The sequence below is a fragment of the Alcaligenes faecalis genome (genome assembly GCF_005311025.1).
Taxonomy (GTDB): Bacteria; Pseudomonadota; Gammaproteobacteria; order Burkholderiales; family Burkholderiaceae_B; genus Alcaligenes; species Alcaligenes phenolicus.
Window position 1 is genome coordinate 1,003,328 of the sequence record NZ_CP031747.1, and the last position, 20,028, is coordinate 1,023,355.

The 20,028-nt window shown below is 57.7% G+C and carries 16 protein-coding genes; 12 read left to right on the plus strand and 4 right to left on the minus strand.

Annotation, left to right across the window (positions count from 1 at the left end; all coding sequences use genetic code 11):
* Positions 1 to 93 precede the first annotated feature (93 nt).
* From D0C27_RS04630 to rpoH, 11 genes are all read left to right on the plus strand, one after another.
* Complete coding sequence (locus tag D0C27_RS04630; protein ID WP_115634570.1) at positions 94 to 1,290, plus strand: PLP-dependent aminotransferase family protein; 1,197 nt, start codon at positions 94 to 96, stop codon at positions 1,288 to 1,290.
* A 210-nt stretch (positions 1,291 to 1,500) separates the two neighbouring features.
* Entirely contained in the window at positions 1,501 to 2,445 is a 945-nt protein-coding gene (ubiA, locus tag D0C27_RS04635; RefSeq protein WP_035269713.1) for a 4-hydroxybenzoate octaprenyltransferase, read from the plus strand.
* A 43-nt stretch (positions 2,446 to 2,488) separates the two neighbouring features.
* Positions 2,489 to 3,748, plus strand: coding sequence for a putative Na+/H+ antiporter (locus tag D0C27_RS04640; protein WP_035269716.1), 1,260 nt, complete (start codon positions 2,489 to 2,491; stop codon positions 3,746 to 3,748).
* A 263-nt stretch (positions 3,749 to 4,011) separates the two neighbouring features.
* Entirely contained in the window at positions 4,012 to 4,215 is a 204-nt protein-coding gene (locus tag D0C27_RS04645) for an FmdB family zinc ribbon protein (protein ID WP_371478382.1), read from the plus strand.
* A gap of 11 nt (positions 4,216 to 4,226) precedes the next feature.
* On the plus strand, positions 4,227 to 4,886 hold the full coding sequence (locus D0C27_RS04650) for a DUF502 domain-containing protein (RefSeq protein WP_009457462.1): 660 nt from the start codon (positions 4,227 to 4,229) through the stop codon (positions 4,884 to 4,886).
* Positions 4,887 to 4,928: 42 nt separating this feature from the next.
* Positions 4,929 to 6,716 (plus strand): aspartate--tRNA ligase, encoded by a 1,788-nt coding sequence (gene aspS, locus D0C27_RS04655; RefSeq protein ID WP_009457464.1) that lies wholly within the window; start codon positions 4,929 to 4,931, stop codon positions 6,714 to 6,716.
* Between the two features lie 18 nt (positions 6,717 to 6,734).
* The gene (locus D0C27_RS04660) at positions 6,735 to 7,586 is read left to right on the plus strand and encodes an endonuclease/exonuclease/phosphatase family protein (protein WP_009457467.1); all 852 of its coding nucleotides are present in this window, start codon (positions 6,735 to 6,737) and stop codon (positions 7,584 to 7,586) included.
* Positions 7,587 to 7,627: 41 nt separating this feature from the next.
* The gene (gene clsB / locus D0C27_RS04665) at positions 7,628 to 8,869 is read left to right on the plus strand and encodes a cardiolipin synthase ClsB (protein ID WP_137430517.1); all 1,242 of its coding nucleotides are present in this window, start codon (positions 7,628 to 7,630) and stop codon (positions 8,867 to 8,869) included.
* A 152-nt stretch (positions 8,870 to 9,021) separates the two neighbouring features.
* A complete protein-coding gene (locus D0C27_RS04670) occupies positions 9,022 to 10,128 on the plus strand; it encodes an S-(hydroxymethyl)glutathione dehydrogenase/class III alcohol dehydrogenase (RefSeq protein ID WP_022983664.1) in 1,107 nt (368 codons plus the stop codon).
* Positions 10,129 to 10,255: 127 nt separating this feature from the next.
* The gene (gene fghA, locus D0C27_RS04675; RefSeq protein ID WP_035269721.1) at positions 10,256 to 11,149 is read left to right on the plus strand and encodes an S-formylglutathione hydrolase; all 894 of its coding nucleotides are present in this window, start codon (positions 10,256 to 10,258) and stop codon (positions 11,147 to 11,149) included.
* 286 nt (positions 11,150 to 11,435) lie between these two features.
* Positions 11,436 to 12,332, plus strand: a complete 897-nt coding sequence (gene rpoH, locus D0C27_RS04680; RefSeq protein WP_009457472.1) for an RNA polymerase sigma factor RpoH — start codon at positions 11,436 to 11,438, stop codon at positions 12,330 to 12,332.
* 250 nt (positions 12,333 to 12,582) lie between these two features.
* Here rpoH and D0C27_RS04685 read toward each other — a convergent pair whose 3' ends face one another.
* Positions 12,583 to 14,634, minus strand: a complete 2,052-nt coding sequence (locus D0C27_RS04685; protein ID WP_137430518.1) for a TonB-dependent copper receptor — start codon at positions 14,632 to 14,634, stop codon at positions 12,583 to 12,585.
* 98 nt (positions 14,635 to 14,732) lie between these two features.
* Complete coding sequence (locus D0C27_RS04690) at positions 14,733 to 15,170, minus strand: DUF2946 family protein (protein ID WP_137430519.1); 438 nt, start codon at positions 15,168 to 15,170, stop codon at positions 14,733 to 14,735.
* A gap of 282 nt (positions 15,171 to 15,452) precedes the next feature.
* Here D0C27_RS04690 and D0C27_RS04695 point away from each other — a divergent pair, with 282 nt between their 5' ends.
* Entirely contained in the window at positions 15,453 to 18,077 is a 2,625-nt protein-coding gene (locus D0C27_RS04695) for a cation:proton antiporter (RefSeq protein ID WP_060185485.1), read from the plus strand.
* A 42-nt stretch (positions 18,078 to 18,119) separates the two neighbouring features.
* Here the strand turns inward: D0C27_RS04695 and cyoE are convergent, their stop codons facing one another.
* A complete protein-coding gene (gene cyoE, locus D0C27_RS04700) occupies positions 18,120 to 19,013 on the minus strand; it encodes a heme o synthase (RefSeq protein WP_022983662.1) in 894 nt (297 codons plus the stop codon).
* Positions 18,952 to 20,025 carry a COX15/CtaA family protein gene (locus D0C27_RS04705; RefSeq protein WP_060185484.1) on the minus strand — a complete coding sequence of 358 codons (1,074 nt, stop codon included), beginning with the start codon at positions 20,023 to 20,025 and terminating at the stop codon, positions 18,952 to 18,954. The genes cyoE and D0C27_RS04705 overlap by 62 nt, the downstream gene beginning before the upstream one ends.
* Positions 20,026 to 20,028 lie beyond the last annotated feature (3 nt).

The window sequence follows — 20,028 nt, forward strand, 5'->3', positions numbered from 1 at the left end:
CCTGGTTTTTTCGGCATCCTGCGTTATTTATTGCAAGCTAGAAAGTTTGCATATGAAGTATTTAATCGTTCTTCTTCAGGACTTCCCCGAATCATGGATACCCTCTCGCAGTCTTTTACCTTTTCCCAACGTGCCCAGAAACTGAGTGGCTCCGCAATTCGTGAAATTCTCAAGGTCACTGCGCGTCCCGAGATTATTTCCTTTGCGGGCGGTCTACCCACTCCAGTCGGCTTTCCTGTCGAGGAAATGCAAAGCGCGTTCAACAAGGTACTGAGCGAGCAGGGCCGTGTGGCGCTGCAATACACCACGACGGAAGGCTATCTGCCCCTGCGCAAATGGTTGGCAGAGCAAATGAGCGCCGAAGGCGCTCCTGTGGACGCCGACGAAATCCTGCTGGTGAACGGTTCGCAGCAAGCCCTGGACATGCTGGGCAAGCTGTTCATTGATGAAGGCAGCAAGGTGCTGGTGGAGTCGCCTACTTATCTGGGCGCTTTGCAGGCTCTGTCTGTGTACGATCCTTCGTTCGTGGCTATTCCTACCGATGGCCAGGGCATGATCCCCGAGTACGTGTCGGCTCCTGAAGCCATGGGTGCCCGTCTGTTGTACGCGTTGCCCAACTTCCAGAACCCCACCGGCCTGCGCCTGCCTCTGGAACGCCGTCAGGACCTGGTAGAGCGATGTGCGGCTGCGCATATCCCGATCGTCGAGGACGATCCCTACGGTGAACTGCGTTACGCCGGCGAGCGTCTGCCCAGCCTGCTGTCCTTGGGCCGCAAAGCTGGTGCTACCGTGATACGCCTGGGTACCTTCTCCAAAGTGCTGGCTCCTGGCCTGCGTCTGGGCTACATCGTGGCTCCCGCCAAGATCATCGACAAACTGGTGCAGATCAAGCAGGCCACGGACTTGCATACCTCCACACTGACACAGATGGCTGTTTACGAAGCCGTCCATAACGGTTTCCTGGAAAAGCACCTGCCCAAAGTGCGCGATATTTACCAGAAACAGTGCGCCATCATGCTGGACGCCATGGACAAGAACTTCCCGACGACGGCTCAATGGACCCGTCCCGAAGGCGGCATGTTCATTTGGGTGACCTTGCCCGAGCATGTGGATGCGACGGTCCTGCTGCAAAAAGCCATTGAGAACCTGGTGGCCTTTGTTCCGGGCGAACCTTTCTACGCCGGCAAGGACGTCAAGCGCAACACCCTGCGCCTGAGCTTTGCCACCGTGCCCGAGGAAAAAATTCGCGAAGGCATCGCCATCTTGGGTAAACTCATCAAGGAAGCCTGATCGCCGTTTGGCAGGCAAGGGACGCAGACTGATGGGTCTGCGTCTTTTCATGCGCTGGCCCGGCCAGCGCTGTGGTTTTCAGCGCCGGCCATTGTGTTTTGCCTGCTCCCAGAGCATGAACAGGTTCCTGGAATCCACCGCATACCCTCTGCCAGAGGGTATGCCTGTTTTCAGTCTATGGCTTGAGGCCTGGATTTAGGTTTTACCTCTATGACATCTCCATCCGCTTCGGAATCTTCCCCGCGTCCCGATCTGTCCGATATGCGCCCCAACAATGACTGGGTGGCCCGCTATTTGCCAGCGTCCTGGGGGCCGTATGCCCGTTTGTGTCGGCTGGATCGGCCTGTAGGCACCTGGCTGACCCTTTTGCCCGCTCTGGCCGCTCTGGTGCAGGCAGCGGACGGTATTCCTACCCTGTGGCGTTTGGTGATCTTTTCTCTGGGCGCCTTGTTGATGCGCGGTATTGGCTGCTGCTTTAACGATATGGCGGACCGTAATTTCGACCATCAGGTTGAACGTACCCGTTTCCGGCCCTTGACCAGTGGCCAGATCACCATGCGTCAGGCGGTGATCTTCGTGCTGGCGCAAATGGCCGTGTGTGCCTTGCTGCTGCTGGCTATCAATGAGTACAGCCGTTGGCTGGCACTGGCCCTGTTCCCGATCGTGATGATTTACCCCCTGTGCAAGCGTTTTACCTACTGGCCGCAAGTGGTTCTGGGTATCTGCTTTAACTGGGGCATGTTGATGGCCTGGTCCGATACGCAGAACATGGTGCCTTTTGGCGCCATCCTGATGTGGGTGGGCGCGATTTTGTGGCAGGTGGGCTACGACTCCATCTATGCCTATATCGACATGGCTGACGATACCAAGCTGGGCCTGCACTCCACGGCTCTGCGTTTCCGCGATGCAGGCAAAACCTGGATCAGCGGTTTTTACATCGCCGCCATGGCCTGCTGGCTGGTGGGCGGTTTTCTGCTGAACGAGCGGATTTTGTATTACGTGGTGATGGCCGTCATCGGCATTCATCTGTTGTGGCAGATGCGACAGTTTGACGTGCGCTATCCCGAACGAGGCCTGCGCCTTTTCCGTGCCAACATCTGGGTTGGTGTGTTGCTGGTGGTGGCCGCTTTGGCTGGCACGATCAGCCTGGCTTGATCTGCATTCAAGCAATTTACGTAAAGCTTTAAAGGTTTGAAGAATGGCCTCTCCTCTTGAGTATGTCGCAACGGCGCTATTTGCCATTGCCATCGTCCACACCTTCTCGGTTCCGGTATTCGCCCGCCTGGCCAATAAAGGCGGCAGCCACGCGGGGCTGTGGCACATGTTGTCCGAGGTCGAGGCCGTGTTTGGCGTCTGGGCCTGTGTGCTGGTGGCCTATATGGCCGTTTTTGTGGATTTGCAGTCCGCTATCGAGTATCTGGAAACCCGCAACTTCACCGAACCCATGTTTGTGTTCGCGATCATGGTGGTTGCTGCCAGCCGTCCGATTCTGGAATTGGTGAACAAGACGGTGTCGGTGCTGGCGCGTGCCGTGCCCGTGTCTGACAAGATTTCCACCTACTTCATCACTATTTCGGTAGTGCCTCTGGCCGGTTCCCTGATTACCGAGCCTGCTGCCATGACGTTGGCGGCGCTGCTGTTGCACAAAGCCTATTTCCGTCACCAAGGCCATGCCGGTTTCAAGTATTTAACCGTGGGCGTGCTGTTTGTGAACGTCTCTATTGGTGGCGTGCTGACTGCCTATGCAGCCCCTCCGGTCTTGATGGTGGCCAGCACCTTTGGCTGGGACACCGCCTTTATGGCGACGCATTTTGGTTGGCGTGCTGTGATGGCCGTCTTGATCAATGCCACCCTGGTCACCCTGGTTTGCCGTAAAGCCTTGATGGAAATGGGACAGGGCATGCCTGAAACAAAACAGGCACAGCGTACAGTGCCCATTACCGTCATGGCCATTCACGTGGCTTTCCTGGTGGCGATTGTGCTGGGCGCGCATCACCCCATTGTGTTCATGGCCCTGCTGATGCTGTTTATTGGCTACGCCCACTCCTACAAGCATTACCAGAACCCCTTGCTGGTGCGTGAAGGCCTGATGGTCGGTTTCTTCCTGGCCGGTCTGGTGGTCCTGGGCGGTCTGCAGAAGTGGTGGCTGCAGGATCTGCTGGGCGGCTTGTCGCCCACCGTGCTGTTCTGGGGGGCGACGGCCTTGACGGCAGTAACGGATAACGCGGCACTGACCTATCTGGGCTCTCTGGTGGAAGGCACCTCGGATATCTGGCGCTATATGCTGGTGGCCGGTGCGGTTACGGGCGGTGGTCTGACCGTGATTGCCAACGCGCCCAACCCCGCCGGCTTCTCCATTCTGAAAGGCAGCTTCCCGGATGGTGCGATCTCGCCTCTGCGTTTGCTGCTCAGTGCCATGGTGCCAACCCTGGTCGCAGCCTGCCTGTTTTTGATCTGAACCGGATGGCCGCCAGGGGCGGCCTGTCTGGCCGGGGCGAAGTTCAGTGCGATTGAACGCCAAAAGGGCTAAAATCACGGCAGAAGCGCCCCTGGGAACCCTTTGCGGTTGCTGATTGAACGGGTCTCCGGCTTGAATTTGCTGGTTTCGACCCTACTTATTTGTATCTCGAAGTTTGTTTCGGCTTTTTGTTAGGGTGAGTCGTGCCTATCTATGCGTATAAATGCAGCTCGTGCCAATACGAAAAAGATGTGCTGCAAAAAATGTCGGACCCCGTTTTGGAGGTTTGTCCAGAATGTAACCAGCCTACCTTTACCAAACAGGTAACGGCGGCCGGATTCCAGCTCAAGGGTACGGGCTGGTATGTAACGGATTTTCGTAACCAGGGTGGCAGCAAGCCCGCGGACAGTGGCGCTACGTCCACACCCGCGCCTGCGACGACACCTTCTTCCTCATCGTCCAGCTAACACCATTTCTTATGCGCCCCTTCAAGCGTTATTTCGTCACTGGCCTGCTCATCTGGGTGCCCTTGGTCATCACCGTCTGGGTGCTGACCTTGCTGATCGAAACGCTGGAGAGCGTAGTGCCGGAGTTTCTGTCTTCGCAGGCCCTGTTCGGCCTGCGGATTCCCGGCTTTAGAATTGTGCTGGTGCTGGCTGTCTTGTTTGGTACGGGTTTGCTGGCGGCCAATTACCTGGGCCGTGCCGTTGTGGATCGTTGGGAATTGCTACTTGGGCGTATTCCTTTGGTGCGTTCCATTTATAATTCCGTCAAACAAGTCAGTGATACGGTGTTGGCACCCGATGGTCAGGCGTTTCGCGAGGCCGTTCTGGTGCAGTATCCCAGGGCCGGTTCCTGGACCATTGCCTTTTTGACCGGCACGCCGGGCGGACAAGTGGCGCAGATTCTGGGAGAGGACTTTGTCAGCGTCTACGTGCCCACCACGCCCAACCCGACTTCCGGTTTTTTCCTGATGATGCCTCGGGCGGATGTACACAAGCTCGACATGACAGTGGATGCGGCGCTTAAATACATCGTATCCATGGGAGTGGTCAGCCCTACCGAGCCGATCGCTTTGCCCCCTGTTTCTGACCAGCCGGAGGGTCCCAAAGGGACACCCCCCTTGGCTGGAACCTGAATTTTCCAATTTGCAGTTTTTACTATTTCGGAGTCATCCTAGATGCGTACGTGTTATACCGGCGAGGTTTCCAAAGAATACCTGGGCCAGACGGTCAATTTGTTTGGCTGGGTACATCGTCGCCGCGACCACGGGGGTGTGATTTTCATTGATCTGCGCGACCGTGAGGGTCTGGCGCAGGTTGTCGTCAACCCTGACAACGTTCAGGCCTTTGAAGTGGCCGAACGTATCCGTAATGAGTACTGCCTGCGCATTACCGGCCGCGTTCAGGCTCGTCCTGAAGGCACGGTCAATCCTGATCTGCGTTCGGGCGAGATTGAAATCGTTTGCGACGAAATCGAAATCCTGAACGCTTCGGTCACGCCTGCTTTCCAGCTGGATGATGACAATCTGTCCGAAACCACGCGTCTGACGCACCGTGTGCTGGATTTGCGCCGTCCGCAGATGCAGAACAACCTGATGCTGCGCTACAAAGTGGCCATGCAATCCCGTCGCTACCTGGACGACCTGGGTTTCATTGATATTGAAACCCCCATGTTGACCAAGAGCACCCCTGAAGGCGCTCGCGACTACCTGGTTCCCTCGCGTGTGAACGCAGGCGAATTCTTTGCATTGCCCCAGTCGCCCCAGCTGTTCAAGCAGATGCTGATGGTGTCGGGCTTTGACCGTTACTACCAGATCACCAAGTGCTTCCGCGACGAAGACTTGCGTGCTGACCGCCAGCCTGAATTTACCCAGATCGACTGCGAAACCTCTTTCCTGAACGAAGAGCAGATTCGCGATATTTTTGAAGGCATGGTCACGCACATTTTCCGCACTGTGCAAAACGTGGAACTGCCCAAGTTCCCCACCATGAGCTGGACTGAGGCCATGCAGCGCTACGGTTCGGACAAGCCTGACCTGCGCGTCAAGCTGGAGTTCGTGGACGTGGCTGACCTGATGCGTGAAGTGGACTTCAAGGTCTTCTCCGCACCGGCCAACGACCCCTCCTGCCGCGTGGTTGCTCTGCGCATTCCTGGTGGTGGCGCCATGCCACGTAGCGAAATCGACGCATACACCAAGTTCGTCGGCATCTACGGTGCCAAGGGGCTGGCTTACATCAAGGTCAACGATGTGACCTCAATCCCTGAAGGTCTGCAGTCGCCTATCGTCAAGAACATCAATGTTGAGGTTCTGAAACAGGTGATGGAGCGCACGGGCGCCCAGAACGGCGACCTGATCTTCTTTGGTGCTGACAAGGCCAAGATCGTGAACGATGCGATTGGTGCCCTGCGTATCAAGATCGGTCACAGCGAATTCGGTAAGGCGAACGGTCTGGTTGAAGAAGGTTGGAAACCCCTGTGGGTGGTGGACTTCCCCATGTTCGAATACGACGAGGGCGAAAACCGCTACTTTGCAGCTCACCACCCCTTCACCAGCCCCAAAGACGGCCACGAGGACCTGCTGGAAACAGATCCCGGCAAGGCCTTTGCCAAGGCTTACGACATGGTGCTGAACGGTTGGGAAGTGGGTGGCGGTTCGGTCCGTATCCACCGTGCTGACGTTCAAAGCAAAGTGTTCAATGCCTTGAAGATCGGCCCTGAAGAAGCACAACTGAAGTTCGGCTTCCTGCTGGATGCGCTGCAATACGGCGCGCCTCCACACGGTGGTCTGGCTATGGGTCTGGATCGTCTGGTCACCCTGATGGCCGGTGCCGATTCGATCCGTGACGTGATTGCTTTCCCCAAGACACAGCGTGCTCAGTGTCTGCTCACCCAGGCCCCATCGGCTGTGGACGAGCAGCAGTTGCGCGAGTTGCACATTCGTCTGCGGGCTGTTGAAAACAAGTAAGTCAGAACGGGGGACGGCGTGTCAGTGATTCGGGTAGTTAGCTACAACATTCACAAAGGCCGCTCGGCTTCGGGCAAACGGGAGTCTTTGGCGGATCTGCGCCTGGGACTTTACGGACTGTCTCCCGACTTGTTGTTTTTGCAGGAAGTGCAGGGGCGTAACCAGCTGCAAGGCAGTCTGGACGCCCAGCACGAATCCCTGGCCGCTGCCTTGCGCATGAATACGGCTTACGGGTGTAACGTGGTTCGCCCTCATACGGACCACGGCAACGCCTTGCTGTCGCGCTTTCCCATTCTGCAGTACGAAAACCAGGACATTTCTGACCATCGTATGGAGCAGCGCGGTTTGCTTCATGCCGTCATTGATGTCGATGGCCGTCCGGTGCATTGCATTGTGGTGCACCTGGGATTGTTCAACAGCGGCCGAGTTCGTCAGGTTCAGGCCTTGCTCGATCGCATCAAGCGCATTGTCCCTGCGGACGAGCCCTTGCTGATTGCAGGCGACTTCAACGACTGGAATAACCGCCTGGCACCCATCTTTGTGCAGCAGTTGAATCTGTACGAGGTATTTTCGTTCTCGCCTCGTGGTCAGGCCGATAACCGTTTCCGACTGCGTCAGCCCATCAAATGGCTGCGTACCATGCGCAAAAGCGGGCTGGTCGTGCCGGATCAAGGCATTCAGTTGGGCGTGAACGGTGCCGCACGCATGACGCCACCGCCTCGTACCTTCCCCGCGGCATTTCCCTGGCTACGTCTGGATCGTGTCTACCAGCGTGGTTTTGCAGTGCGTAATGCCCGTGTACTGGTGGGAGACCCCTGGAAACAGTTGTCCGACCATGCCCCCATCCTGACCGAGCTGGAGCTGCCGTAAAGGGGCGTTCAGTGGTTTCTTAACGCATAGGCCTAGCAAGCATGCCGAGTCTGAAGCGCGATCCACTATGGCACGAAGGTAATCAAATCACCTTGCTGCAAAACGGCCAGGAGTTCTTTCCGGCCATTTGCGAAGCTATCGATCAGGCGAAAAAGCGTCTGCATCTGGAAACCTATATCTTCAACCTAGATGACAGCGGTCACAGCGTTCTGGACGCCTTGCGACGAGCCTGTGAGCGGGGTGTACGCGTACGTGTGGTGATTGATGGCTTTGGCAGTGATGTGCATGCCTTGCAGATTGCCGAACAGTTGAAGGCCATGCGTGCCCGTTACCGGATTTATCGCCCCAAACCCCAAGGGTGGCGCGAACCGCGCTTGTCCTTGCGACGTTTGCGCAGACTGCACCGGAAAATGCTGGTGGTCGATGAGCGCATTGGCTTTGTGGGTGGCATCAATATTCTGGACGACTTTGATGAAGTGCCCCTGATCAATGGACAGGGCAGGCCGCGCTTTGATTTTGCTGTACGCTGCGAAGGGCCGATTGTCGACGATATGGTGCGTGCTCAGCAGGCTCTATGGCTGCGCATGGCCTGGCGCAGACGCAAGGATTGGGACAGCTTCACCCAGCGCTTTACCCTGTGGCGTGAATGGCGCAAGCGGCGTCAGGCGCGCAAGAAGGCGGAGCAGGCCGGGCAGGTTTTTGAAGGAGTACGGGCCTGCTTGCTGCTGCGGGACAATGTGCGCCATCGGCAGCAGATTGAGCAGGCGTATCTGCACTTGCTCGGCAAAGCGCAGGAGCAGGTGGTGCTAGCCAATGCCTATTTCTTTCCGGGCCGTACCTTGCGTCGCCGTATCGAACAGACGGCGGAACGAGGCGTGCGGGTGCGTTTGTTGCTGCAAGGCCATGCCGAATACTTCCTGCAATATCGGGCCTGTAGATTCATGTACGGGAAGCTGCTCGATCATGGCATCGAGCTGTACGAGTACAAGGCCAGCTATTTACACGCTAAAGTCGCCGTTATCGACGATTACTCCATGGTGGGCTCGTCCAATCTGGACCCGTTCAGCCTGTTGCTGGCGCGCGAGGCTAATGTGCTGATTCAGGATGTGCCTTTCACCCAGGACCTGCAGGCCAAGCTGGAGTACGAGATCGAGCACAATGCAGCGCGCGTCTACCCGGACCAGTATCAGCGTCTGGGTTTGTTCAGTCGACTGGGCGATTATCTGGCTTATGGCATGTTGCGCCTGGGCGTGCTGCTGACGGGTAAATCGTCCTTGTATTGATGCCTGCCAGGTGATTTGTACGGGTCTTTACCCATACAAGGTGCCGCCAGCCGGGCAGCGCCTTATAAAATACTCTCTATACTTTAAGAGTTTGGTCCCGAAGGACCGAGTTTGCCGTAACCATAATTACTTTTACCCGGAGGGTGGACCACATGAAAACACGTGCAGCTGTTGCCTGGAAAGCGGGCGCTCCGCTAACGATTGAAGAGGTCGATCTGGCAGGTCCCAAAGCGGGCGAAGTGCTGGTCGAAATCAAGGCGACGGGCATTTGCCATACCGATTACTACACCTTGTCGGGTGCTGATCCAGAAGGTTTGTTCCCAGCGATTCTGGGCCATGAAGGTGCAGGCGTGGTGCTGGATGTAGGTGCTGGCGTGACTAGCCTGCGTCCCGGCGATCACGTGATCCCTCTGTACACGCCCGAATGCCGCCAGTGCAAATCCTGCCTGTCGCGCAAGACCAACCTGTGTACCGCGATCCGTTCGACTCAGGGCAAGGGCCTGATGCCCGATGGCACCTCGCGTTTCTCCATTGGCGGCAAGCCAGTGCACCACTACATGGGCACATCGACTTTCGCTAACCACATCGTGGTGCCGGAAATTGCCTTGGCCAAGATTCGTAACGACGCACCTTTCGACAAGGTGTGCTACATCGGCTGTGGTGTGACCACAGGCTTGGGCGCTGTGCTGTTCACCGCCAAGGTGGAAGCGGGCGCTAACGTGGTGGTGTTCGGTTTGGGCGGTATTGGCCTGAACGTGATCCAGGGCGCCAAGATGGTTGGTGCTGGCAAGATCATCGGTGTGGACATCAACCCCGAGCGCGAAGCCATGGCTCGCCAGTTTGGCATGACCGATTTCGTGAACCCTAACGAGGTTGAAAACGTGGTCGACCACATTATTCAACTGACTGACGGCGGCGCGGATTACTCCTTCGAATGTATCGGCAACACCAAGGTGATGCGTCAGGCACTGGAGTGCTGCCACCGCGGTTGGGGCCAGTCCATCATTATTGGTGTGGCCGAAGCCGGTGCCGAAATCTCCACCCGTCCGTTCCAGCTGGTCACAGGCCGCGAATGGAAGGGCTCTGCCTTTGGTGGCGCTCGTGGCCGTACCGACGTGCCTACGATTGTGGACTGGTACATGGATGGCAAGATCAATATCGATGATCTGATCACCCACACCTTGCCGCTGGAGCGCATCAACGAAGGCTTTGACCTGATGAATGCCGGTAAATCCATCCGTTCGGTGGTGATGTACTGATAGACGTCGCTTGAAAAGGGCGCAGGCAGTCGCCTGCCCCCTTTATCCCGGTTTCAGAGCTCGTATGCTGCCCTTGGGCGTGCCACGGGCTTTGGACCGGATCTGCAATTGAGAACACGAGGGGGCTATGACTCAGACACTGGAACTGCTCAACGAACACCGCTGTTTTAATGGTTGGCAGCGCTACTACCAACACGCTTCGCAGACAATTGGCCTGCCCATGCGTTTTTCTGTGTACATGCCGCCACAACTACAGGCCAGCGCTCAGAAAGGGGCTGCCAGCCTGGCAGAGGCTATCGGGCAAGGCCGTGTGCCTGTGCTGTTTTTTCTGGCAGGGCTGACCTGCACGGAAGAAACCTTCATGATCAAGGCCGGTGCCCAGCGCTACGCTGCCGAGCACGGCATCATGCTGGTCACCCCTGATACCAGCCCGCGTGGCGCTGGTGTGGACGGGGAGGACGATGGCTGGGATCTGGGAACCGGTGCCGGTTTCTATCTGGATGCTACTGAGCCCGGCTGGAGCAAGAATTACCGCATGGAAAGCTATGTGACCCAGGAACTGTTTGATCTGGTCACGACCATCCTGCCCGGCGACGCCCGCCGTGTCGGTATTTTTGGTCACTCCATGGGCGGGCACGGTGCCTTGACGCTGGCTCTGCGCCACCCTGGCAAGTACCGCTCCGTGTCGGCCTTTGCGCCTATTGCTGCGCCGACCCGCTGCCCTTGGGGCGAAAAGGCCTTTGGTGCCTACCTGGGTCAGGATCGTCAGGCTTGGGAACAACACGACGCCAGTGCCCTGATGGCCAAGACCAGTACGCCGTATCCTGCCGGTATCTTGGTGGACCAGGGCTTGAGCGATGGCTTTCTGGCCGAACAACTGTATCCGGAAGTATTCGAGCAGGCGTGCGAGCAGGCCAAACAGCCTTTGACCCTGCGCCGTCACGACGGCTATGACCACGGCTACTATTTCATCTCGACCTTCATTCAGGACCATCTGAATTTCCACGCCGAGCGACTGTGATCGCTGGATAAACAAGGTCGCACTTTGTTATTTTCAGGTGGGTGTTAAGGCGTTACTCTCAGGCAGCCACGGTTTTTTGCCTGTTTGTGGCGTCCTGCCCACCGATTTGCCGCAGTTTTCCCTCCAGTAGTGAACTTTTTCTTGCTGCGACGCTCTTATTCCTGTACTCGAAATTTTTAGCACTCCAGACCATCGAGTGCTAAACTCAATGATTGTTGAAATACGTTTTCTGCGGTTTGAGAGCCTGGTTTAGTGCTCTCGCCGGCTGACTTTTGAAGGATTTTCCATGACACAACAAGCGAACGCTTTGGCCCTGACGTCTGGTAATGAACTCGTCGCCGCCGTGTCTAATCCAGGCGCACTGGGGACGATCGAAGCGTATATTTCTGCTGTTAACCGCCTGCCCATGCTCAGCGCCGAACGCGAAACCGAGCTGGGTCAGCGCCTGCGCGACCAGGATGACCTGGATGCTGCGCGTGAACTGATTTTGTCGCACCTGCGTCTGGTGGTCTCCATTGCCCGCCAGTACTTGGGTTACGGCTTGCCGCATGCTGACCTGATTCAGGAAGGTAACGTGGGCCTGATGAAGGCCGTCAAGCGCTTTGACCCCGATCGCGGTGTACGTCTGGTGTCCTTTGCCGTGCACTGGATCAAGGCCGAGATCCACGAATATGTCGTGCGCAACTGGCGCATGGTGAAAGTGGCCACCACCAAGGCCCAACGCAAACTGTTTTTCAATCTGCGCCGCATGCGTCCGGACGGTCAAACGCTGGATACGGCCCAGGTAGACGCGATTGCACGTGAACTCGATGTGCGTCCTCAGGACGTCAGCGAGATGGAAGTGCGTCTGTCCGGTCACGATATGGCCCTGGAAGCCCCGGCCAACGACGACGATGACAATTTCGCGCCTATCTCCTACCTGTCCGATGAAGGACACGAGGAACCCACACGCGTGCTGGAGCGTCGTGCCCAGGACATGCTGGAAGGCAGCGGCCTGGAAGAAGCGATCGACACGCTGGACGAGCGTTCGCAGCGCATTGTGCGCGCCCGCTGGTTGCAGGACGATGGCGGTGCCACCTTGCACGATCTGGCCGCGGAATTCGGCGTGTCGGCAGAGCGTATCCGTCAGATCGAAGTGGCGGCGTTCAAGAAGCTGCGCGTCGCCTTGGCGCCTGCGGCTTAAGTCGTTTTAAAGAGTTACAACTTTTCGGGGAATCCGAAGAACTTAAGCTGATCTTCGCGGACTAAACAATACATTTGCTGATTTTTGCCACCTATGCAATTCGGCATTTGCGCATCCGCTTCGGCTTCTCCTCTTCCCCTCCCTTTTGAAGCGGATGTTTACGGGACACCAGCTAGGTGTCCCTTTTTTTTGCCCTGATTTTTCAGCTATTTTGCCTGCCGAGTCAGACCGACCCGGCAGGCAAAAACGGTTAGAAGGTCAGAGCGGCACGCAGCCAGACGGTGCGGCCAGGGTCATTAAAGCGGCTTGCTGCGCCAAAACCAAAACCACTGTTCCCGGCCAAATTCAGGTGCTCGCCGTAAGTTTTGTCGAACACATTATCCACACCGGCTGTCAGGGACAGATTGCGGTTGATCTTGTAGCCGCCATACAGCGACAAGGTGCTGAAGCCACCTGTAGGCCCGAAGTCGTAACCCACCACATTCCCTTGTCCCTGCGAATAGCGATTTTGCTTGGCCACAATGCGCCAGACACCGCCGGCAGACCAGGGGCCTTGCACATAATCCGCTGTCAAACGCAGATCCAGCGGGGGCATTTGCGGCAGTGCTCGGCCATCCGTACTGTTACGGCCCCAGGCATAGGCCAGGCTGCCGCCCAAGGTCCAATTGGGCGTCGCTTTCCAGTCCGCACCCAATTCGCCGCCCATGATGCGGGCCTTGACGTTTCTTGCCTGGGTTTTCATGCCCATCATGCCACCGGGCAGGTAGTCGAACAGGATGTAATCCTGGATCTGGCCAATATAGGCGGAAGCCCAGGCCGAGACCGTTTCATCCTTGTACTGAGCACCAAAATCCAGCTGCGTGGTCTTTTCAGGCTGAATGCCCAGGAAGGCACTGGCGCTACCTTGCGGGCCGCTGGCCGGGGAAATCAGCTCCCAGTAGTCCGGCATGCGTTGGACATGGCCAATACCGGCGTACAGGCTCAAGGGCAGGGAATCCAGATCATGCTCGATACGCAGGAAAGCACTAGGCAGGGTTTCTCTACGGCGCTCGTTCGCACCGGGGTTGGGCTTGCTCATCATGCCATTGCCCAGGCTGGGTCGCAGGTCGCGGGCACTGGCCCAATCCAGACGTGCGCCACCAATCAAACGGCTGGCGTCGTTCAGATCCCAACGGGCTTCGGTGAACAGGCCAATATTGTCAAACTCGGCATCTTTCACCCAGTCCTGATCGCGGTAGTCCTGCATGCCCATACCGCTGCGTTTGCGATGGCGGCTGCGCATCAAATCAGCACCCGTGGTCAAGGTCAGGTCCTCACTCAAGGCCCAGTCCATGCTTAGACGGCCACCCCAGGTCAGGCGGTCCACATTGGAGGCCATAGGCATGGACATGCCTCCTCCCGGTTTGAAGGTGCGCAGCCCGTAGTTGTCCATCACGTGATCGGCGTAGTTGTAGTAGAGCTGGGCCTCTACATTGCGCAGCACGCCTTCGTGCATATCCTTCTTGAAACGCAGACCCAAGGTTTCACGCTTGAATTTCGTGCCATCCATGCCACGACCGGCGTAGCGGGCATAGCCGTCACCCGTACCTGCGCTTAACTCCAGCAAGGTATCGGCATCCGGGGTCAGGCCAATGGCGACGTCTGTATTCCACTTTTTCCAGCGCGAGGGCACACGTTCACCATCCCCGTCCTTGTAGTCCTGAGCGCGATCTTGATTGGCAGTCAGGCGGGCATAGTAAGAGGCATTGCCAGCCGCAAAGTCCACATTGCCTGCGTGACGGCCAGCCGAACCGCCCAGAATACTGGCGTCCAGCGTGGCGTCGTTCTCGGTAAAGCCGGGCGCTTTGCGTTCGAAGCGTACCGTCCCGGCAGAAGCACCCGGGCCCCAGCGCACGCTTTGAGGGCCCTTGATGATGGTCAGTTCATCAAAGGATTGGGGCGAAATGTAGGAGGTCGGCGCATCCATGCGTGACGGGCAGGCACCGGGCATGGAGCTGCCATTGGTCAGCACATTCAGACGCGAGCCAAACATGCCACGCAGCACGGGGTCCCCGTTGCTGCCGCCATTACGAATGGCCGCAAAGCCAGGAATGGTTTTCAAGTAATCCGTGCCGTCGCTGGCAGGCAAGGGCAGGCGGGGCAGTTTGGGGTTGGTGCTGAACTGCAAGGGGGACTCAGGAGCCACTCCGGTCACTACGATAGGGCTGAGTTGTTCAATAACGGTGGATTGGGCCAGGGCAAGAGAGGGCACGCAGGCCAGCACACCGGCGCTGATCAGGCCGGGGTTTATTAATTTCTTCATGACTAAATTCCGAAGAGCAGCCGTCGTCCAGCGGCAAACCCGCTTGGGCGATAGCAACAAAGGAGAAAAGGCGTGGCGGCAGAGCCGAACGCGGGGAATCAGACAGGAAGAAGAGAGGGCGGGGCGCGTTGCCCCACAGGCGGGCCACGAATAAAGGCCTGCGCCAGAGCGGGGCTAAGAGGGGAGAGCAGGAAGGGCCGGAACTGGCCCAGGCTCAAAGGCGTGACGATAGCAATCGGCGCGGGCGTCAATGCGGCTTGCAGCATGACGCAGAACGGACAGGTGGCGCTGGTGGTGGCCTCGTCCGAATGGGACGTGGTGTCCTCGCCTAACAAGGCCGCCCAGTGCTGAATCATTTCAGGGGGCAGGCTTTGTCCTGAAGGCAGACAGAAGGCCAGCGCATACCCCTGATCTGTCTGCTTGGGCATATAGCCCGCAGGGACCATGCCGCGCAGCACCACAGCCAGCAATAACAAGCACAGGCCCAGACGATGGGGCCAGTGAGTCGCAGCGAGGAAGGTGCGCGGGAAATTCATGATGCGAAAGTATAACGAGTTATGTCAGACGTGAACTTGCGCTGGCGCAGATTTTGGCTTGCCGCCGTATCACCGTCCATTTGTGTTTCTGAATGCGGGTCCATAGGCCAAAAAACGTAAATTTTGCGAGAAAAAGATAATTCGGCGGCTGTGTGTCCGGAAAAAGGCGCTATTCTGATTCATGCGGAAAGCGGGGGATTTTCCGTGCCGATCTGGCCTGCCCATGCCTGAATGCGTATGTACATGCCGATCGACTCAATGCCGATGACAAAGGATGTCGCGATGCAGATTGGGCAGTTTGTTTTTGGGTTGGCAGGCCTGCTGGGGCTGGTTGCCTTTATGCCGCCTTTGGCTGGACGCTTGCGACTGCCGTACTCCGTACTTCTGGCCTTGATCGGCTTTGCGCTGGGCATTTTGCTACACCTGCATGCCTGGGCGCCCAAGATGGTGTCCGACTTCCTGGATACCTTGCAGGCCTTTGACATCTCCTCCGAGACCTTTCTCTACGCTTTCCTGCCCATCCTGCTGTTCGAGACTTCGCTGGCCATGAACTTGCGCCGCCTGCTCGACGATATCGGCGCCATCTTGATGATGGCCATCGTGGCCGTAGTGGTCTGTACCTTTGCCGTTGGCTACGCCTTGAACGCGGCTTCGTCTTATGGTCTGGTGGTCTGTTTGATGTTGGGCGCGATTGTGGCCACGACAGACCCTGTGGCCGTGGTGGGCATTTTCCGTGAAGTGGGCGCACCCAAACGCTTGTCTACCTTGGTGGAAGGCGAGGCTCTGTTTAACGATGCGGCTTCCATTGCCTTGTACTCCGTGCTGTTGGCAGTCTTGACGGGGGGTGGGGAATTAAGTGGCAGCAAGGTGTTGGGCAGCTTCCTGTTCAGTTTTCTGGGCGGTGGTGTCGCGGGTTTCTTGATGGGGCGTCTGGCCAGCGGCCTGTTTGTGCTCTTGCGCGGTTGGCCGGCTGCTGAAGTCACGCTGACCATTGCCTTGGCGTACCTGGCCTTTTTTGTGTCCGAGCACTATCTGGGCGTATCCGGTGTGGTCGCCACGGTCATTTCCGGCCTGGTGGTGGGCTCGACAGGCCGCACCCGCATGTCGCCTGCGACCTTCGAGCTTTTGAGCAGCTCCTGGACTCAGATGGGTTTTCTGGCCAACTCCCTGATCTTCTTGTTTGCCGCCATGCTGATTCCACGCCTGATGGCTGAAATCACCTGGATGCAGATCGGCCTGGTGGCCTTGCTGTTTGTGGTGACCTTGCTGGCACGGGCCGTTATGGTGTTTGCCGTTCTGCCCTTGCTGGGGCGCACCCGCTTTGGCACCCGAGTCAGTCGCCCCTATCGGGTGGTGATTCTGTGGGGCGGCCTGCGTGGCGCTGTTTCCCTGGCACTGGCCCTGGCGGTTACGGAACAGCACGCCATTCCGCATGATGTGCGCCAGTTCATTGGTGTGGCCACCACGGGCTTTGTGTTGCTGACCCTGTTTGTGAACGGGATCAGTTTACGCCCCTTGATTCGTCGTTTAGGTCTGAATCAGCTGACCCCGCTGGAGCGCCACTTGCGTGATCAGGCGGTGAGCCTGGCCTTGGAAGAGCTGCGCGACAAGACCGAAGAACTGGGGCGGCAAGAGCAGATCAAGCCACAGGTCATCGAACGCCTGTGTACGGTGTTCGATGCCAGTCAGGCCGGTGTGGCATCCGGCCAGATCCAAAGCCTGACCGAAGCACAGAAAGTAAAAATGGGGATGGCGATTCTGTCGGCCCGCGAGGTGGAGCTGTTTTACGAGCTGCTGAAATCGCAGATTGTGGATTGGAAAACCGCCGAGTCCTTGTTGAGCCGCGCCGAACGCATGAACGATACGGTGCGTCTGGCTGGTTTGGCCGGTTTCGAGGCCGCCATTGCCAATGATCTGCGTTACTCCCGAGGTTTCCGGTCTGCTTTGCGCTTGCACTATTTGTTTGGCCTGCAAGGCTGGCTGGTGCGGGAACTGGACAAGCGTTTCTCGAACCTGATCGCCAAACGGTCTGTGGCCCAGCGTTTGATACGTTTTGCCGAAACCGAGCTGGCTCCTTTACTGGGACAACAGGCTACGGGCACGATTGTGCAGGCTCACAAGTTGCGTCTGTCTCAACTGGAAGATGCCTTGCACTCGCTGACACTGCAATACCCGGTGTTCGCGCAGTGGCTGCAAGAGTCCTATTTGGCGCGCGTCGCCGCTTCGCAAGAACGCGCCCACTACCGCACCATGTTGTCCCACTCTCTGATTACCAGCGAGATGTACGCTGATCTGGTCAAGCAGATCACACAACGCTGGCGTTATCTGGACGAGCGTCCCACGCTGGACATGACCATGAGTGCCATGGAACTGATTGCCCAGGTGCCCATGTTCGATGGCATTTCCGAGCAAGCCAAGAAAGAGCTGGCGCGACGTTTACGCCCACGTCTGGCGCTGCCAGACCAGAAAATTCATCTGCGTTATGGTGGCATGCGTGTCATGTTCTTTGTGGCGTCCGGGGCGTTGGAACTGACTTTGCCTGATGGTAGCCTGGTGGAACTGGGGACAGGGCAAACGATTGGTGAAGTCAATGTCGTGGAACATAGCGACCACGTTGGTGAAGTGCGCTCCCTGGGCTATAGCCGCTTGCTGATGCTGACTGAGCGTGATTTCGATACCTTGCGTGGCAAAGATCCCAGCTTCAGTGAAAAGATTGAAGCCGTTGTGCGCCAACGCCAGCGCGCGTATCAAGTGTGGCAGGAGTTCGAGTCCGGCCAACGCCAACATGAGGAACTGCCACCGCTGTTTGGTTTGGCTCATGCCTTGAGCGAGGCAGAAAGTTTTGTAGGCCCGCCTTTACCCCCGGACTGGGTACGACAGGCGCAGCCCACCGAGGGACAGGCATAAAAAAAGCGAGCCGATCATGGCTCGCTTTTTTATTGGGCGTGATCAGATCAAGCGCACCCAGTGATCCAGCAGCAATGCCCCAAACAAGACCGCCAGATAAATAATGGAAAAGCGGAACAGCTTGCGAGACAGTTCATCGCTGTAGTTGCGGTGCAGTTGGTGGGCGTATTGAATGAAACGTGCGCCCAGCAAGATGGCCGCGGCCAGGTACAACGGCCCGCTCATGCGGATGATGAAGGGCAGCAGGCTGGAAGCCATCAGGATGTAGCTGTAGAGCAGCACATGCAGCGTCGTAAAGGTCTTGCCGTGGGTGACGGGTAGCATGGGCAGGCCGGAGCGCTGGTAGTCGTGTTGACGGTAGAGCGCCAGGGCCCAGAAGTGCGGCGGCGTCCAGATGAAGATGATCAGCACCAGCAGCCAGGCTTCAGCCGGTACGGCATTGGCAATGGCTGCCCAGCCCAGGGCAGGGGGCATGGCACCGGACAAACCGCCGATCACGATGTTCTGTGGGGTCAGGGGCTTGAGAATCACGGTATAGATCACCGCATAACCAATGAAGGTGGCCAAGGTCAGCCACATGGTCAGCGGGTTCACCCAGTAATACAGCACCAGCATGCCCATGCCGCCCAACAAACCGGACATGGCCAGCACTTGCGGCGGGGTAATGGTGCCGCGTGCCGTACCGCGTCGAGCGGTGCGCAACATGCGGGCATCAATCTGGCTTTCGATCAGGCAGTTGATGGCAAAGGCGGCAGCCGCCAGCATCCATATGCCCAGCGTACCCGCGACCACGGTGCCCGGATCGGGCAGGCCGGGAGCAGCCAGAAACATGCCGATAACGGCACAGAAAACAGCCAACTGGGTGACTCTGGGTTTAGTCAGTACCAGATACTGGCGCAGGAGCGAGGCGGGAGCCAGGGTAGCGGTGTTTGTCATACTGTATTCCTTGGGGGACAGTCGACTTGCGGGAAAGCCGTACCAACAGGGTGACGCAGCATAAAACGAGACCGGCAGCTCCCCCATTATGCAGGACGGCAATCAAAAGAGGCCATTGGAAAAAGATCGTGGTTAACCCCGTGATGAGCTGGGCCAGCAGCAGCAAAAGCACTAAAGTCGCGGGGCGACGCAAGATGGGGTCGGCGCGTAATTTCCACGCAACGGAACCCAGAAGCAGAAACACCAGAAAGGCCATATTGCGATGGACCCAATGGATGGCGGTCAGCGCGGCCTGGGAAATCATTTCACCGGAAGGCAGCTCGCCCAACGCGCGGAACAGCGAGAACCCGCCGTGCAGATCCATCTCCGGTATCCATTGACCGTGGCATTGCGGGAAGTCCATGCAGGCCAGCGCCGCGTAGTTGGTGCTGACCCAGCCGCCCAGACCAATCTGAATCGTCAGCAGGATAAAGGCCCCGATCAGCCAGGGTCGCCAACGGCGGGTTACAGGTGAGACTGGCGGTCCTGGGTTTTCGCGCACGGCCAGCCAGGTCATCAAGGCCAGTACGCTCATGCCACCCAGCAAGTGAGTGGTGACAATAATGGGCATCAGCTTGTGAGTGACGGTCCAGGCACCAAAGGCCCCTTGCACGCACACAGCCAGTAAGGTGAAAGCCGCCAGCCTGGCCGAATGCCCCAGCGTATGGCGATGCCGCCATGCCATCCAGACAATGGCAATGATCAGCATGCCCAAAGCCGCGCCCACGTAGCGGTGGATCATTTCAATCCAGGCTTTGCCCCAGCTGACCGGGCCATAGGGCATGGCTTGATAGGCTTGTTCGATATGTGCCCCTGCACCCAGCGGCGTAAGCTTGCCATAGCAACCGGGCCAGTCCGGGCAACCCAGGCCCGAATCTGTCAGACGCACAAACGCGCCGAACATGATCAGGTCCAGGGTCAGGAACCAGGTCAGGTAAACCAGCTTGCGGTAGCGTTGGCGTATATCGGCCATGAG